Origin of the sequence: Paenibacillus residui (assembly GCF_042677205.1) — a bacterium.
In the GTDB taxonomy this organism is placed as follows: Bacteria; Bacillota; Bacilli; order Paenibacillales; family NBRC-103111; genus Paenibacillus_L; species Paenibacillus_L residui.
Genome location: NZ_JBHTIU010000031.1, coordinates 62,302 through 77,512, shown reverse-complemented (window position 1 = coordinate 77,512; position 15,211 = coordinate 62,302). Strand labels below are relative to the sequence as shown.

Sequence of the window (15,211 nt, the reverse complement as noted above, 5' to 3'; positions counted from 1 at the left end):
GAATGTGAGTGATGGTAAACGGTCATACTGTCATAAAGGGCAAAAATAGGGATGTGATGATATGACCAATGAAGTAAAAACTCCGAAGGCGGACTGTGATTTTTCTCCCTTAAAAGAGCAGTTGAAGCTTGATTTACAGCAAATGAAGGAAGATATAGAAGCAAGTCTGGAAGTTTTCAACAACGAAGATCGATGTGTTCTGGGGCAAATTGAAACTTTCAAGGAACGGTTGATCCAGCTGGAATCCAGGGCCGCGACCTTTTATCTGAACTGTTATTTGGCTCCATTTACCGATAAATACGTCGATTTGTCAATAAGCATTAGACATTTGTCTGAGCGTAGGCACGGGGCCTTGATAGCGGTTGAACGCAGCGAGCCGCTGGAATGGTTAGTGCAGCCCGGTACACCGATCGGTGCGGCGATAACTTATACGCTTCTGGAATCGATTTTCTACCCGGGCAACCCGCTTCATGACGGGGCGGTGCTGGTACGGGCGAATCAAATTATTTCCGCTGCCAACGTTCTCCCGCTCACCAATACCATGTTCGGACAGAGGAAGCTGGGAACCCGGCATCGCGCCGCAATCGGCCTATCGGAGAAAAGCGATGCAATCGTTCTGGTCGTCTCCGAAGAAACCGGGCGATCCTCCTTTGCCTATAAAGGGCAGCTTTATCCGGTGATCAACCCTTAACCTCGCAGGAGTTAGGTAATAATTTTCAGAACATGATCCAATGACTGCGGTTCAACTCGCTCGATTAAATCCCCGTACTGCTTCAGCCGTTCCTCAATGGTCAACAGATTGAATTGACGGATATCGCAATCCCGGCGGACCTCCTCCCAGAGTAAAGGAGTAGAGACGGTGGCGTGTTCCCGAGCTCTGGGAGTGTACGGGGCCGACAGAGTCTTGCCGTACCAATGCTGCAGGTAGTCGACATAAATGAGATCGCCGCGATTTTTTTTGAGCCGTTCAATGGTAAATAAAGCGGGATACTTCTGCACCAAATATTTGCCGATAAATTCTCCGATGGCACGAAGCTGTTCGAAGGTGTACTTGGGAAGAATCGGGATGAAAATTTGCACGCCGGACGCTCCTGAAGTTTTGGGAACAGATCGGATGTTCATCGAATCCAGCACGTCACCGATCAGGCTGACGGCGTACATAATGCGGGGCTCGTGATCCAAAGACGGATCGATATCCAGAATCCACTCGGACGGCCGTTCGCTTCCTATATGATGGAAGGAAGAATGGAATTCCAGACAGGCTAAATTTCCGAGCCACAGCAAGGTGGGGACGGAATCCATATTGACATAGCGGATGCCTTGGAGCATGGCCGTCTTGACGAAAGCGGGAGTCGGCTCCGGGCAATTTTTCTGATAGAACGATTTGTCATGAATTCCATGGGGATACCGGATCGTAGTCAAATAGCGATCCCGGCAATATTTCAGCAAATAGGGAGAAAGGACAATGAGCTTCTGCAAATAAGTCAGCTTGGAGATGTTCTGCTCGGGCCATAAAATTTTGTCCGGGTTGGTAATCGTCAAGTCATGCCCTTCAATTTGAACCACTCCTTTGGTGGCGCTCTTCATAGGCATGGCGCCGTATCGCCGTGCGCGATGCGCTGGCAGGCGCCCCCCTCCTCTCATAGCTTTCTATACTGCCGGTTCAAGTCTGCAGCCTTTCACTGCCGGGTCATCGGACCGAAGGTAACGATTTTGGGATGGCGCAGCAGTCCGGCATCGGTAATTTCCAGGCCGGTGACTACAATGGCAAAAGGAGTCTGCAGCCAAATGAGCCGATCCCGCCTCAAATCGGAGGGCAAGGAGGCGAAGGGGGACTGCCGTGCGCTGTCCGCAAGAGCGAAATCTAGAAGCTGACGCTTCATCTGCTCATTTAGTCCCAGTGATACCTTGCCTAAATAAACTCCGTCCATCACCATAACGAGGCTGGCCAGACGTCCTTCTCTTATCGTTACGCCGACGATCATCACTTCCAGCTGCAGTGCTGTTTTTTTCTTGTACCAATCTCCGTGCTTCTTTCCTTCCCGGTAAGTGCTGGTCAAGCGCTTGCTGACAACGCCCTCCCATTGATGCTCTTCAACCCACTTCCATAAAGACTCGCCATCTTCATACAGGTCGGTAACGAAGAACAAGCCGTTCTTGTCCGGAAATTTGTTAAGCAGACGCTGATGTCTCTCCTGATAGGGAAGTCCGGACAGGTCCTCCGATCCGTCCTGAAGAAGATCGAACAGCACGTATTGCACCGGCTGCCTGGAACCGGCCTGGGAAATCGTCCCGGGGCTCCGCATTCTTTCCCTCTGAAGAACTTTCTGAAACACGGGACGCTGCTTGACCGGGTCGAATACTATCGCTTCCCCGTCGAGCACACACCTGCCGCCTACCGCGGACAAAGAAGCGGCAAGCTCCGGGTATACCGAGTTTTTGGAGAGCATTTTGCGCGAATACAGCTCGACCCGTCCCGCGTCGATATGGGCAATCAGCCGGACCCCGTCCCATTTCAGCTGATACCCCCAATCGGTTCCTTCGGGAAGCTGTTCGCGAAGAATGGGGGACATGGGATCAAACGGAGGGTGCATGTCAGGAAACGGTCTCCTTCGCTTTTTTGCCCCGCCCTTTGGGAGCCTTCGGCTTCGTTTCCTTAGGCTTGACGGCATCCAAACTGGCCTGCAGGGCGGCCATCAGATCGATAACATTGGTTTTAGGCTGCTCCGGAGCGACCCTGACCTCCTGGCCGGCGATTTTTTGCTGAATGGCATCCATCAGGGCGCTTCGGTAATTATCGCTGTACTTATCCGGCTCGAAAGGACCGGACAATTGCTCGATGAGCATTTTTGCCATATCCAGCTCTTTTTCATTAATGGACGCATTCTCGGGAAGGTTCGGCACTTGGGAAGTAGAGCGGATCTCGTCCGGGTAGAAAATGGTCTCCATGGCAATGCAATTGTTAATAATGCGGATGGCGGCAAGACTGCTCTTGGAACGGATGGAGACGGTCGCTATACCGATTTTGCCCGTTTGCTTGATCGATTCGAGCAGCAGGTTATAAGCGTTCGAACCGGTATCCCCCGGCGACAGGTAATAAGTTTTTTGAAAATAGATCGGATCGATGTCCTCCAAATCGACAAAATCCATGATTTTGATTTCTTTGTTAATCTCTGAGGAGAGACTCTCCAGCTCATCCTTCTCAAACAGAACAAAATGCCCCGGCTCATACTCATAGCCTTTAGTAATTTCCTCCCAATCAATCTCCCGGTCGCAGGACTTACACTTGCGGACGTAGGAAATAGGCGTACCGCATTCCTTGTGGATATACCGCATGCTGATATCTTTGTCTTCCGTGGCGGCGAACATTTTTACGGGAACATGGACAAGACCGAAGCTGATGGCTCCTTTCCAAAGCGTATGCATCCCTGGTACCCTCCTTTAAAACTAAATTGAAGTGAAGCGAAAAAGAATAAGGACTCGACATAAGTTCCGGGGCTCCCCGCAAAGTACCCGGAATAAGCTTCGAAGGCATACTTCACTTTGTGGGGTATTTACAGGGCTCCCCGCAAAGTACCCGGAATAAGCTACGAAGGCATACTTCACTTTGTGGGGTATTTACAGGGCTCCCCGCAAAGTACCCGGAATAAGCTACGAAGGCATACTTCACTTTGTGGGGTATTTATTATTATTTCCAAATAGAACGGCTTCTAAAAGCGGTAAGACCGGAATTCCTGCCCCTGGTCTGTCCGTCACGAAAGAGGCTCCGATGTTAGTATGTATCCGGCTGTCAGGATTATGAATGGTTCGGGTGGATCGGGGATAAAGTAAGCTATATTGGCACAGAAAATTTCAACTAAATGTTAATGAAAGGCGGGCTTAGAGTATGGCGGAAAATAAAGAGGATAAAAGAAAGCAGGATGAGTTAAACGAAGGAAGAGACGAACGCTTCATGGATATTGACCGGATGGTTAACGAAGGGTTAGGCGGGGGAAATGTAACGGTGGACAACGGATGGATTGACGAGTCGACCACGGATACTATGGACGAAGAGGAATCGTTCTTGAACCTGGAGGAAGACGAAGACTGAGGTTCTTTTCGCAGTCAACTCAACGATCCGGACATATCGAGAGAAAGGAGGGGATATCATGGATTTGCTAAGAGCCAAGGAAATTCTCGATTCCGAGAACAAAATTAATGTAGAAGTAAACGGCCAACGGGTCTGGATCGACAGTGTGGATACGGAGAGCCGGACGGCCAAAGTTCATGTGGAGCATAAGCCGGAAGAGATGAGGTTTGTTCCGCTGGAAGAGCTTCATGAAGTTTAGGGAGAAGATCCCGCGCCTTAATTGGCCGGGGTCTTTCTTTTTTTGAAATATAGAAGTATCAATTCCTGTTCTTACCACATTAGAAAATTTAAGTTCATAAAGCATTAAAGTGGAACAAACTTTCTAATTGGCATAAAAAGCTTCCTCTAATACCGGGTTATTCGTCTTCGAAGAGGCTCCGTTAGAAGCTTTTTTATATGTCATCGGTAAACGCGCCTTTCCAAAAGGACGGCGAGTCGTTTATCCTTGTTACGACTAAATTAAATTGCAACCGAAACAGAGGCTTACCCCGTCTAATATAGAGAAGGGGTGGGAGGGTAAAGGATGAACTCGGAACAGGAATGGATAGACAGACTTCAGAAGGGGGACGGTTCCGCATTAGCTTGGCTTATGGACCGTTACGGGACCAGCATATACCGGACTGCCGCGCTGCTCTTGAAGGATCGGCACCTGGCCGAGGACATCAGTCAGGAGGTCTTTCTCAAGGCCTATCAAAAAATAAGCCAATACAAAGGGCAGGGCAGCTTGCAAAGCTGGCTGACCCGGATCGCCGTTCATCTATGCCGGAGCAGGATGAGGCTGGCTTCCTGGAAGAGGCTGTTTATCCGGGATCCGATAGAACAAGAGATCGTCGGAACGGATTCCAACATAGAACAAATGGTGGAAGAACAAACTCTGTGGAACCACCTGCAGAGAATTCCTTATTCGTATAGAGAGGTTATTGTTCTGCATTATTATCAGGATCTATCGATTCGGGAAATAGGGGAGATCACCGGAGATAAAGAAGGAACGGTCAAAAGCAAGCTGTCCCGAGGCAGGGCCATGCTGAAGAAGGAATTAATCCGGGGAGGGTGGGAAAATGAATAATTGGACGAAAGAGGAAGCGGCAAAGATTAAGGAACAACTGGACAAGGAATTGTCCGCCGTTCAATTTACGGACTCGATGAAAGCAAGCGTCCTCCGGCAAGCGAAACGAACCTTCTTGGAGAAGGAGGTATATATTCCGCATCCGTTTGTAGCGGCTGTGGTCGGATTGATGGTTCTTGCGGCGGTTCTTATGTTTAACCCGGTATCCCGGGATCAACAGCCGGAGGCGCCTGCCGGCCCCAAGCTTGTCGTGCTGAACAGCGGGGTTTTCTATGAGGAACAGTTGCAGGAAGGGGGAGATCGGCCATGAGGGTAAAAATAAGAACGATAGCCATAGCTGGATCTATCCTTCTCCTTATGGCTATAGGATTGGTTGTGTCACTTCCCGGCTGGCTGTTGAAGATGGAGAAATATGACGCGCTTCTGACTTGGTTTCCCAAGAGTCCCGAAGCTCCCGAAGCCTTGTTTTGGTCGGCTGATAAGGCGATGAGAGGAGCTCAAACCAACAAGGTGGACCGGATTTATATTTTTCCTAATAGCTCCTCTTACTCTCGTTCAGAGACGGCTGCCCAGTTAGGCTTGGCGATAGACCGATGGGAAAGGCTGCTCGCTGAATATCCGGATTACCGTGATGCGGAGCAGGCGAGACGCAGATTGGCGGAAGCTTATTTTGCCCAAAATAACTGGCCGCAGGCCGAACGTGTCTACGAGCAACTGGCTTCCTCCGAGAACCAGTGGGTCGGAAAAGAGGCGCAGGGGTATTTGGAGGCAATCAGATCCAGGCAGCCCCGTCCCGGAGAAGAACCGTCAATAACCGGCCGGGTAATTGTAGGAGGTAAGGGAGTCGAGGATGTTTTTGTCATATTGAGGAAAAAAACAGAAAATAATACGTGGTATTCCAATCCTTTCGGGTATTATCCGGTAGCGATAACGGATTCGGATGGAACTTACCGATTTTATGATGTGGAGTCTGGTCATTACGAAGTGGGAGTCGGTATCGGAGCGGATGCCGTCAGCGGGTTTTACCGGACCGGACAAGAGGAGCCGGTGGCAGAGATAAGTGAACATTCGACAGCCGGCTACGATATCGTCTTTCTGCCGAAGGTGGAGACGATCTCGCCGGTTAACCGGGAATTAATAGACGGGGATGCTATCCGTTTTGAGTGGGAGCCTTATCCTGCGGCTTCTTATTATCAACTGGGCATCACTTCCATAGACCGTGATAAGCAGGGCAAAGTGGCCGGGAGCTCTACAGTATTGCTGAATGAAAAATGGACGGAAACCACCGCCGAATATGATTTGGATACACTCCGGAATTATCGGCGGGGAATTCCCGTGTCTTACAGCCAGGATGAGATGTGGCTGTCTACACAGGGAGTTCTGGGAGCAATCTTCCCGGGAGGGGAGTTTACCTGGTACGTGGATGCATTCGATGCCGTAGGGCGTAAGATCAGCAGCTCCAGCGGTTATTATTTGTTAAATGACAATCAGGTTCCTTACTTCACGATCGATGACCGGGAGCAGTTGGAAGGGGACCGCTACGTCATGGAACACCGGTATGAGGAGGCTGTCCAGGCTTATGAAAAGCAGCTGGACCATCCTTATGCCCTGCGGGCGCTCGCCCGGCTGTGGTTTACCGGCTTCCGCTACGGGGAGGAAGGGGATAAAGCCAAGGCGCTTACTTATCTCGAACGATTGGAAAACCCGACGGTTAATGATTATGAGCTGATGCTGCATGCCTACGAAGCTGCGGGGAACGAGGAAGCGAGCCGCCGAATTCAACAGCTTCTTGATGCTAAACAGCCGTAATCCGTAGTTGTTCAATGGTTGGAAATAATAAGGGGGAGATTGAGGCTGTCGATTAATGGTGTACAACCAAAGATCATGCTAAAATCCTGCATGGTTTTTGGTTTTAACGGACCCCAGGAGACTGTCGATTAATGGTATGCAACCAAAGATCATGCTAAAATCCTGCATGGTTTTGGTTTTAACGGAACCAGATGACCTTAATCTCTCCAAAAGGGCCTTTCGGTCATTTTAACGGAACCAGATGACCTTATTCCCTAGAAATGCTCGCGAAAGTAGGAGAATTCCAAGCAATAAGCGCGCCTGGTTCCGTTAGTTTAAAAAAACGGCCTAATTTGACGAATTAGGGTCTCCCAGTTCCGTTACATTTTCGCGTTTAACCATAACCAGTTTCATTGGTACTATACCAATTGGGCTTTTCACTATACATCCTGTTGTACACCTTTCCTACAAATGAAAGACAGCCTCAGATTTAGCCCCACTTATCGGTTTGGCGGCGGACGGCGGTCTGATTCGGTAATTCGACAGCGCTTCTTGCGGCATCTTTAACAGAGGGCTATAATATGTTCAATACTGAATGAGGGTGGCCTTGAAAGTATGGACGAATTTGCTCTTATCCGTCGCCTGACCGAACGCAGGACACGAACCGGGGCGGCTCTTCCGCCTCTGGCGGTCGGAATCGGAGACGATGCGGCTGTGGCGGATTGGCCGTCCGGATCGCAAATCGTCATGTCCTGCGATACGATGGTGCAGGAAGTTCATTTCAAGCGAGTGACTATGAAAGACAGTGACGTCGGATACAAGGCCATGGCCTCTAACATTAGCGATATCGCCGCCATGGGCGCCATTCCGCGATATGCTTTATTGTCGCTGAGCGCACCCAAGAACGTACCTGTATCCCGGTTGGACAATCTGTACGAAGGGCTGTACGAATGCGCCGAACAATTCGGAGTTACGGTGGCGGGCGGGGATACGACTTCAACCCCGGGTGAAATAGTGCTTGCCGTTACCATTATAGGAGAGATCGAGCAAGGGCGGGCGTTAGTCCGCTCTTCTGCCCGTCCGGGTGACGCGGTCTTCGTCACCGGCTATCCGGGCTGCTCCGCCGCCGGCCTGCACTATCTGCTCGGTAGGCAGCAGGCTGCCGATTCCATCGGCGAGCTTACGCAGCCTTACCGCTTTCTTGTGCAGGCGCATCAGAGGCCGCAGCCGCAGGTGAAAGCCGCCCGAATGCTGCTGCAATCCGGCTTCGCCGGGGCGCTGAACGATGTTAGCGACGGCGTGGCCAGCGAAGCCGCGGAGATTGCCGAAGCGTCCGGCGTCGGTCTGCTGCTGGAGGAAGGGCGGCTGCCGGTGCATCCGGACTTGGCGGAATATGCGCGGCTGGCCTCCCGGGAACCGCTCGATTGGATCTTGGGCGGCGGCGAGGATTATCAGCTGCTCGGAACGGTGAGGCCCGAGGGAGTGAACGAGTTGGCCGCGTTGTTCAGCCGACACGGCATTCCGCTGGCGATCGTCGGCGAGGTGAGCGAGCGGTTCACGGGCGTCCGGCTGCTTCGCCGCAGCGGAGCTATAGAGCCTGTGGACAAGCGGGGCTATAATCATTTTGACAATTAGGGGATGATGACTACGCAGCCGCAGTATACTTATGGGTCTGCTAACGAGCAGGACACGTCACGCTTGGCCGAAGCGCTGGCCCCGATGATGACGCCCGGTACCGTGCTGGCATTGGACGGCGATCTCGGTGCCGGGAAAACAACCTTCTCCCAGGCGTTGGCCAGGGCTCTGGGGGTGGCGGATGTGGTCAACAGCCCGACCTTTACCATCATTAAAGAATATTCGGGAGAATCGCTTCCTTTTTATCATATGGATGTGTACCGGATAACCGAGGAAGAGGCGGATGAGCTCGGGCTGGACGAGTATTTTTATGGCGACGGGGTAACGGTCGTGGAATGGGCCAGCCGGATCCCGGATTTGCTTCCGGAGGAGCGTCTGACGATCTATATCGAAACGACCGGCTTGCAGGAGCGAAGGTTCCTGTTGACTCCGGAAGGGCCGGTCTACAGGCATTGGTGCGAGACGTTGAAACAGAACGGAGTTTTCATATGACAGAAGAAACCAAGATACAGAATACAAGCGGAAGATGGCTTGCCCTGGATACCTCCACCTCTGCGATGACCGTCGCGGTGCTGGAGGGAGAACGGTTATTGGGCGAACGGAATTCGCGGGCGGAGCGTAACCATTCGATGTATTTGCTGCCCACCATTCACGAATTGTTGGCTGAGCTCCAGCTTCGTCCGGCTGATCTGGACGGCTTCGCTGTCGGACGGGGGCCCGGCTCCTATACGGGCGTTCGAATCGGCATCACCGTGGCGAAGACGATGGCGTGGGCGCTGAAGCAGCCGGTCATCGGAGTGTCCAGCCTGGAAGCGATGGCCTTGGGCGCTGCCGAATCGATGGCCGGGACGGAAAGGGAAGCGCAAGTCCGTGAAGACAGCCAGCCGGGTCCATCCTGGATCGTTCCTCTGATGGATGCTCGCCGGGGACAAGTCTATACGGCTTTATTTGCTTCCGGGTCCGGACGGTGGAGTAGAATTCGCGAGGATGGAATCCGACTGCTGGAGGTTTGGGTAGAGGAGCTGGCGGAGGCGGCCCGGAACGAGCCGGAGGAATCCAGACCGCGGCAAATCCGGTTTGTCGGAGAAGTTGGGGCCTTCGCCGATGCTATAGGACGCCTGGCGGAGCAATGGAGCGGAGAATCAGGGGCATACCCTCATGATATCCATGCATATGATGTCGGTAGGCTTGCTCTACGGCTTCATGCGGCCGGAATTCACGATGACGTGCACCGGCTGGTGCCCAATTACACGCAGCTGGCCGAGGCAGAAGCGAAGCTGTTGGCCAAAACGTCCTCGGGAGGAAAAAGGGATGGAGAAAAGCGTCCATAACGACACCTCGCCCAAGCTTGTTTTTCGCTTGATGCAGGTGGACGATATTGAGCAAATCTGCCAAATCGAGGAGGAGGCTTTCCCTACTCCCTGGACGGCAGCCGCTTTTTATAACGAGTTGGTCAATAATCACTTCGCCCGTTATATGGTGATGGAATACGATGGGGAAGTGGCCGGCTATGCCGGGATGTGGCTGATTATGGATGAAGCTCATATTACCAACATAGCGATCAGGGAGAAATACCGGGGCATCAAGCTCGGTCGGAAGCTGGTCGGCGAGCTGCAGAAGACCGCAGCCTATATGGGCGCTTCGCGAATGACCCTGGAGGTCAGGGAATCGAATGCCATCGCCCGGAATCTGTACCGGAAAATGGGCTTCGAGGACAGCGGGGTCCGCAAAGGATACTATACCGACAACAATGAGGACGCTATTATTATGTGGGCGGAATTGAATAAGTCCCCTCAGGCATCCAAGAAAGGAGCAGGTGGAGGCGAATGAAGCCGGCGGAAGAGCTGCGAAAGCAGCCTTGTTATATAGTTGCCATTGAGACAAGCTGTGATGAAACCTCGGTGGCTGTCGTAGAGGATGGAACGAAGGTCAGATCGAATATCGTCTCCAGTCAAATAGAGACCCATCGCAAATTCGGAGGGGTCGTTCCGGAGGTGGCCTCCAGGAAGCATGTGGAGACCATTACATGGATTATTGAAGAGGCCCTTAGGGAAGCCCGCGTGAGCCCGGCCGAGCTGTCGGCAGTGGCGGTTACTCACGGTCCGGGGCTTGTCGGTTCGCTGCTTGTAGGGATGGTGGCGGCCAAAGCATTGGCCACGGCGCTTGAGCTTCCGCTAATCGGAGTGCATCATATCGCCGGCCATATCTATGCGAACCGTCTGGTAGGAGAGCTGGAGTACCCGTTGGTCGCGCTGGTCGTATCGGGAGGCCATACGGAAATTGTTCATGTGCAGGAGGAAGGGCGCTTCCGCATTCTCGGACTGACCCGGGATGATGCGGTGGGAGAGGCCTTCGACAAGGTGGCACGGGCCCTGCAGCTCCCCTATCCTGGCGGACCGCATATCGACCGGCTCGCTCATGAAGCGAAGGAGAGCATTACGCTGCCAAGAGCTTGGCTGGAGCCGGGCTCATACGATTTCAGCTTCAGCGGCTTGAAATCGGCCGTTCTGGCCGTCCTGAACCAGGCGAAGATGAAAGGGGAGGCTTTGGACCCCGCACATGTGGCCAGAGGCTTTCAGGAGTCGGTCATCGACGTGCTCGTGGAGAAAGCGGTGCGCGCCGTTCGGGAGACAGGCGCACGGCAGCTTCTTCTGGCGGGCGGAGTGGCCGCGAATCGCGGGCTGCGGACCGAATTGGCGGGACGCTGCGCCGAGGAGGGAATTCCTCTGGTCATTCCCCCGTTCGAATATTGCACGGATAATGCGGCGATGATCGGTGCGGCTGCGTATTTGAAATATACGCGCGGGCAGTTTTCATCCTTTGATATGAAGGCCGAGCCGTTACTTTCATTAGAAGAATGGTCGGTTTAGACCAAGGTATTTGCACGGCAGCTCCGGCCATCGTCGATGGCAAGAAGACTAATTGGGACGCACAATCGTTTATCCACAACTTAATAATGTAAGAAATCTACCGTTTGCCTCACCCGTATGGGGGGCAGACGGTTTTTTTGCAGCTTCATGTAGAAAAATGACGAGGTAAGGACTCTGTGGACATAGTTATCCACAACCTATGTGGACAATGTGAATAGAATCAAAAAGTCTATGGGAGAGTAAGGGCGACAATTATCCCCGCTTCGGGATAGTTTTTTCAACAAAAACTGTGGATAATGTGGATAAAGTTGTTGATAGTCATGTTTTTTTTCTAATTTTCCTTTGATTTTTCGATTATCCACTTGTGGATAACGATGTGGACATTTTTGTTCATATTCGGGTAGTAAAAGAAACCAGGCGAAAGCTCGCAGCAGATACACGGTTAGGGCTTTTTTTTAGCGGGTGGATAGCTCCGGGAAGGATGAAAAAATGCACAAAGGGATTAAACGAATACCTGAAATTAGCCAACCACTCACCTCGTGTCGATTTCTCCATCGGAAGGCTTCGCGTCAGCGGCATGGGGACTACCTTGAGAAATCCATCTATTTTCATTTTTGCCGGTGCCGTACCCGGAATGACGCGTCTAATTGGAATTCAAGTGCGTCCGTTGTTTAGATTTGGCGCGAGAATCGGGTTATTGCCGGGGCTATTCTTGGAAGGTATTTGTACGGAGTATGTCTGCAGGGATTCAAGACGAGACTAGGAATTGGCGGATCTATTCAAAGCTCCAGATTAAGGTAAACGTCTATTGGCCGAAGTCATGGGGCGATGATTGGAAGTCATCTTTATTTTCAAGTAACCTCTGGCGTACTTTCACAAGACCGGGAGGAAGAAAATGGGGTCCCAATCCAGTGTTCGTTCTTTCTTGCTGTTACTTACAGGGCTGTTGGTATCGGCCGGGTACATATTGTTTTTCGCTGTTCTGGGGCATCTGGGACAGGTTTATCTGAAGGACAACATAGCGCGGCGAAGCCCTGTCTCCGGGCAGCCGGTTCATCGTGTGAACTCGTCCGAAGAGAGGGAGTCAGCGGAGCGCTTGACGATTATCTCTATCCCCGGTTTGTCTTTCCTGGAGCTTCGGGAGCCCAGCTTAAGGGTGATGCCGGAGTTGAGCCGGCTATTGCAGGAAGGAGTGCTGGGGGCGGTCAATGCAAGGCTTGCGGGGCAAGGGGGCAAAGACAGCTACGCTTCCATCGGAGCGGGAAGACGGAGTGTGAGCGGCGGTGCTCAGGGGTATAACCGTTGGGAAACGGTAGAGGAGGTTCCGGCTGATGTGCTATATCAGCGATACACCGGACGCCCTTCCGGGAAGGAAGCGATTTTCGTTCCCGCTATTGAAGGGCTGGCGAGTACGAACCGGGCCACTTCTTATGGAGGAAGGCCGGGTTCGTTGGGAGACATTTTAGGAAGGAATCAGGTTCAGACCAATGTCTGGGGCAATGCGGATATAGTCTCGGAAGCCGATCCGGCGAAAGGTCTTCAACGGTACGCGCCATTGGCGCTAATGAATCTGGAGGGAACCGTGGCCCAGGGGGATGTCAGCCGGTCTCTGTTGAGATCATCGCCCTGGCGTGCCGGAGGGGTAAGCACGGACTATTCGGCCATCCTGGATCAGTGGAAACAGAGGGACAATCGTTCTGTCACGCTTATTGAATTGGGGGACTTGCAGCGGTTATATGCTGTTAGATCCTTTTATTCGGAGGAAAGCTTCGCGGCCCAAATGCAGGATGTACTTAAGGAAATGGATTCGTTCATAGGAAATGTTCGCCGGGAGATTGCGGATAAGGAAGATCTGTGGATCTTATCCCCAGTAGTTCATTCGGATGCTGCCAAGAGGAAGCTGACGATGGCTCCATGGATTATGCATCGCAACGATGGCGGAAGGGGGTTGATTTATACGGAGTCCACCCGCCGGGATGGAGTTGCCGTCATGTGGGATCTGACCCCGTCCGTTACCGAGCGGTTAGGTTTGGCCGGAGCTGCGGAATGGACGGGAAAAGCCGTTCAGATCAAGCCGCATGCCGACCCGCTCGCATACCTGCTGGGGGAAATAGGGCGGATGGAGGCGGTTTATCGCGTCAGGCTCCCTTTGTTATCCGTTTTTACGGTATATGAAATTGGGGTGTTATTAATCGGGCTTTATTATGCGTTGTCCCGTAAAAAAGAGGGGCGGCCCTTGGTGCGCGGCCTGTTGTGGTCGATTCCGGCGGCCCCCTTGCTACTGTTTGCCTTGGGCCCCGGGTTGAATGGGACCTTGTCTATCCATGGCCCGAAGCCGGGCGTCGGAGGCTTATCCCTGGCCAGCGCAGAGGGTACGGCGTTATGGAATGCCGCGCAAATAGCGCTGCTGCCGGTTGTTTTGGCAGCCATCAGTCTGTGGCTGGTCCGGAGGAGCCTCTGGGCCGGCTGCACCTGGATCGGCCTCGCCACGGCAGCCGTGCTCATGCTGGACGGCTGGACCGGAGCGAACGTCATGAAACGCTCGGTGCTTGGTTACGATCCGATTATCGGAGCCCGGTTCTATGGAATCGGCAATGAACTAATGGGGGTGCTGGTAGGGGCGGCTGTGTTGGGAACGATGGCATGGGCCCAACAGCGGCAAAGCCTGCCCGCGGGTTCTATGCCCGGGTCCGCTTCAGTTGCGGCCGGACGGTCTGGCCGGCCGAAGCGCCCGGCGTCTCCCGCAGCCGCCCGGTCTGGCCGCGCGATCGGCCCAACAGCTCCTGCAGCCGATCGGTTGTTCCGTTGGGGACTGGCGGCTTTGTATGTCGCACTGCTGATCTATCTGGCTTCTCCGGTCGGCGGGGCTAATGCAGGTGGTGCCATAACGGCCGCAGTGACCTGCGGGGCGGCCTGGTTCGGCCTGCGCAGAGGGGAGCGATGGTCCTCGCCGCTTTCTGCTTGGCCGGAAAAGCCATCGCTGCGGGGTGGAGGGCGGATGCCGAAGACAGGCGCAGGCGCTGTCCGTTATCTGGGCCCTCCCATTCCCTTGCGAAATCTGCCCGTACTTAGAGAAACGCCCCGATCCGGGCAGCCGGAGTTAGCTCACACTGACCGGGCATCTATTGGGCGTCAACCCGGGCTGGGACAATACGTACTAACGGTTTCTGGAGGGGAAGAGTTCGGGCGGACGACGTCCCGGTCCGGAAAGCCGGTGCCAAAACAGCCGGGACATGAGTTCCAGGCGCGTGGGATGAAGCTGCGGACAGCGGTTCTTCTGGGACTTCTGCTGGTGGGTGGCATTCTGGTTCTATGGGTGGCCAATGTATGGTTTAAGGGAGGGCAGCATAGTCATATCGGGGAGGCTTTTCGGTATTTGGCGGCGGGAGATCTGGCGGAGATCAAGGACATTCTCGTGAGGAAGCTGAAGATGAACGTGCACCTGCTCGGGGCGTCCATCTGGAGCAAAGTGGTTCTGACCTGCGTTCTGGTCATGCTGGCAATCTTGGTGAAGCCGCCGCGGAGATTCCGCAGGTGGAGAAGGCTTTATCCCGCTTTCCTCAACGGCTGGGCGGCCATAACCATCGGAACGGTTACGGCATTCCTCTTCAATGATTCGGGCATTGTCGCCGCGGGGACGATGATGACCTATGCGGCCGTTCCCCTGCTGCTTCTTTCCTTGGAAGAGCAGGTGGAGGAGTCGTCCGACGGATGAAAATGCTT

The 15,211-nt window shown here is 53.3% G+C and carries 15 protein-coding genes; 12 read left to right on the top strand and 3 right to left on the bottom strand.

Going from position 1 to position 15,211, the window contains the following annotated elements:
- The first annotated feature begins 61 nt into the window (after positions 1 to 61).
- On the top strand, positions 62 to 691 hold the full coding sequence (gene cdaS / locus ACFQ03_RS10410) for a sporulation-specific diadenylate cyclase CdaS (RefSeq protein ID WP_379287982.1): 630 nt from the start codon (positions 62 to 64) through the stop codon (positions 689 to 691).
- Between the two features lie 11 nt (positions 692 to 702).
- Here cdaS and ligD read toward each other — a convergent pair whose 3' ends face one another.
- The 3 genes from ligD to ku form a co-directional block, all read right to left on the bottom strand.
- A complete protein-coding gene (gene ligD / locus ACFQ03_RS10405; protein ID WP_144934767.1) occupies positions 703 to 1,587 on the bottom strand; it encodes a non-homologous end-joining DNA ligase in 885 nt (294 codons plus the stop codon).
- Between the two features lie 92 nt (positions 1,588 to 1,679).
- Positions 1,680 to 2,594: an ATP-dependent DNA ligase gene (locus tag ACFQ03_RS10400; RefSeq protein WP_379287980.1), complete on the bottom strand. Its 915-nt coding sequence runs from the start codon at positions 2,592 to 2,594 to the stop codon at positions 1,680 to 1,682.
- Between the two features lies 1 nt (position 2,595).
- Positions 2,596 to 3,426 (bottom strand): non-homologous end joining protein Ku, encoded by an 831-nt coding sequence (gene ku / locus ACFQ03_RS10395; protein WP_150960470.1) that lies wholly within the window; start codon positions 3,424 to 3,426, stop codon positions 2,596 to 2,598.
- Between the two features lie 460 nt (positions 3,427 to 3,886).
- On the opposite strand from ku, the gene ACFQ03_RS10390 reads away from it, so the two are divergent.
- The 11 genes from ACFQ03_RS10390 to ACFQ03_RS10340 all read left to right on the top strand — a co-directional run bounded on the left by ACFQ03_RS10390 (position 3,887) and on the right by ACFQ03_RS10340 (position 15,203).
- Positions 3,887 to 4,090 (top strand): hypothetical protein, encoded by a 204-nt coding sequence (locus tag ACFQ03_RS10390; protein WP_144934611.1) that lies wholly within the window; start codon positions 3,887 to 3,889, stop codon positions 4,088 to 4,090.
- A 58-nt stretch (positions 4,091 to 4,148) separates the two neighbouring features.
- Positions 4,149 to 4,328: an H-type small acid-soluble spore protein gene (locus ACFQ03_RS10385; protein WP_144934608.1), complete on the top strand. Its 180-nt coding sequence runs from the start codon at positions 4,149 to 4,151 to the stop codon at positions 4,326 to 4,328.
- A gap of 324 nt (positions 4,329 to 4,652) precedes the next feature.
- Positions 4,653 to 5,195: an RNA polymerase sigma factor gene (locus ACFQ03_RS10380; RefSeq protein WP_379287977.1), complete on the top strand. Its 543-nt coding sequence runs from the start codon at positions 4,653 to 4,655 to the stop codon at positions 5,193 to 5,195.
- On the top strand, positions 5,188 to 5,505 hold the full coding sequence (locus tag ACFQ03_RS10375) for a hypothetical protein (RefSeq protein WP_379287975.1): 318 nt from the start codon (positions 5,188 to 5,190) through the stop codon (positions 5,503 to 5,505). Before ACFQ03_RS10380 ends, ACFQ03_RS10375 begins: the two co-directional genes overlap by 8 nt.
- Entirely contained in the window at positions 5,502 to 7,004 is a 1,503-nt protein-coding gene (locus tag ACFQ03_RS10370) for a hypothetical protein (protein ID WP_379287973.1), read from the top strand. The genes ACFQ03_RS10375 and ACFQ03_RS10370 overlap by 4 nt, the downstream gene beginning before the upstream one ends.
- 594 nt (positions 7,005 to 7,598) lie before the next feature.
- Positions 7,599 to 8,618 carry a thiamine-phosphate kinase gene (gene thiL, locus ACFQ03_RS10365; protein ID WP_379287971.1) on the top strand — a complete coding sequence of 340 codons (1,020 nt, stop codon included), beginning with the start codon at positions 7,599 to 7,601 and terminating at the stop codon, positions 8,616 to 8,618.
- A gap of 3 nt (positions 8,619 to 8,621) precedes the next feature.
- Positions 8,622 to 9,110 (top strand): tRNA (adenosine(37)-N6)-threonylcarbamoyltransferase complex ATPase subunit type 1 TsaE, encoded by a 489-nt coding sequence (gene tsaE, locus ACFQ03_RS10360; RefSeq protein ID WP_379287969.1) that lies wholly within the window; start codon positions 8,622 to 8,624, stop codon positions 9,108 to 9,110.
- A complete protein-coding gene (gene tsaB, locus ACFQ03_RS10355; RefSeq protein ID WP_379287967.1) occupies positions 9,107 to 9,949 on the top strand; it encodes a tRNA (adenosine(37)-N6)-threonylcarbamoyltransferase complex dimerization subunit type 1 TsaB in 843 nt (280 codons plus the stop codon). The genes tsaE and tsaB overlap by 4 nt, the downstream gene beginning before the upstream one ends.
- On the top strand, positions 9,930 to 10,448 hold the full coding sequence (gene rimI / locus ACFQ03_RS10350) for a ribosomal protein S18-alanine N-acetyltransferase (protein WP_144934584.1): 519 nt from the start codon (positions 9,930 to 9,932) through the stop codon (positions 10,446 to 10,448). Before tsaB ends, rimI begins: the two co-directional genes overlap by 20 nt.
- On the top strand, positions 10,445 to 11,488 hold the full coding sequence (gene tsaD, locus ACFQ03_RS10345) for a tRNA (adenosine(37)-N6)-threonylcarbamoyltransferase complex transferase subunit TsaD (protein WP_150960463.1): 1,044 nt from the start codon (positions 10,445 to 10,447) through the stop codon (positions 11,486 to 11,488). Before rimI ends, tsaD begins: the two co-directional genes overlap by 4 nt.
- A gap of 895 nt (positions 11,489 to 12,383) precedes the next feature.
- Positions 12,384 to 15,203, top strand: coding sequence for a hypothetical protein (locus ACFQ03_RS10340; protein WP_379287964.1), 2,820 nt, complete (start codon positions 12,384 to 12,386; stop codon positions 15,201 to 15,203).
- The last annotated feature ends 8 nt before the right edge of the window (positions 15,204 to 15,211 follow it).

Bases quoted from the DNA above. Each gene is read 5' to 3' on its own strand.
- cdaS (WP_379287982.1), top strand. From the start codon at position 62: ATGACCAATGAAGTAAAAACTCCGAAGGCGGACTGTGATTTTTCTCCC.
- ligD (WP_144934767.1), bottom strand. From the start codon at position 1,587: ATGAAGAGCGCCACCAAAGGAGTGGTTCAAATTGAAGGGCATGACTTG.
- ACFQ03_RS10400 (WP_379287980.1), bottom strand. From the start codon at position 2,594: ATGCACCCTCCGTTTGATCCCATGTCCCCCATTCTTCGCGAACAGCTT.
- ku (WP_150960470.1), bottom strand. From the start codon at position 3,426: ATGCATACGCTTTGGAAAGGAGCCATCAGCTTCGGTCTTGTCCATGTT.
- ACFQ03_RS10390 (WP_144934611.1), top strand. From the start codon at position 3,887: ATGGCGGAAAATAAAGAGGATAAAAGAAAGCAGGATGAGTTAAACGAA.
- ACFQ03_RS10385 (WP_144934608.1), top strand. From the start codon at position 4,149: ATGGATTTGCTAAGAGCCAAGGAAATTCTCGATTCCGAGAACAAAATT.
- ACFQ03_RS10380 (WP_379287977.1), top strand. From the start codon at position 4,653: ATGAACTCGGAACAGGAATGGATAGACAGACTTCAGAAGGGGGACGGT.
- ACFQ03_RS10375 (WP_379287975.1), top strand. From the start codon at position 5,188: ATGAATAATTGGACGAAAGAGGAAGCGGCAAAGATTAAGGAACAACTG.
- ACFQ03_RS10370 (WP_379287973.1), top strand. From the start codon at position 5,502: ATGAGGGTAAAAATAAGAACGATAGCCATAGCTGGATCTATCCTTCTC.
- thiL (WP_379287971.1), top strand. From the start codon at position 7,599: ATGGACGAATTTGCTCTTATCCGTCGCCTGACCGAACGCAGGACACGA.
- tsaE (WP_379287969.1), top strand. From the start codon at position 8,622: ATGATGACTACGCAGCCGCAGTATACTTATGGGTCTGCTAACGAGCAG.
- tsaB (WP_379287967.1), top strand. From the start codon at position 9,107: ATGACAGAAGAAACCAAGATACAGAATACAAGCGGAAGATGGCTTGCC.
- rimI (WP_144934584.1), top strand. From the start codon at position 9,930: ATGGAGAAAAGCGTCCATAACGACACCTCGCCCAAGCTTGTTTTTCGC.
- tsaD (WP_150960463.1), top strand. From the start codon at position 10,445: ATGAAGCCGGCGGAAGAGCTGCGAAAGCAGCCTTGTTATATAGTTGCC.
- ACFQ03_RS10340 (WP_379287964.1), top strand. From the start codon at position 12,384: ATGGGGTCCCAATCCAGTGTTCGTTCTTTCTTGCTGTTACTTACAGGG.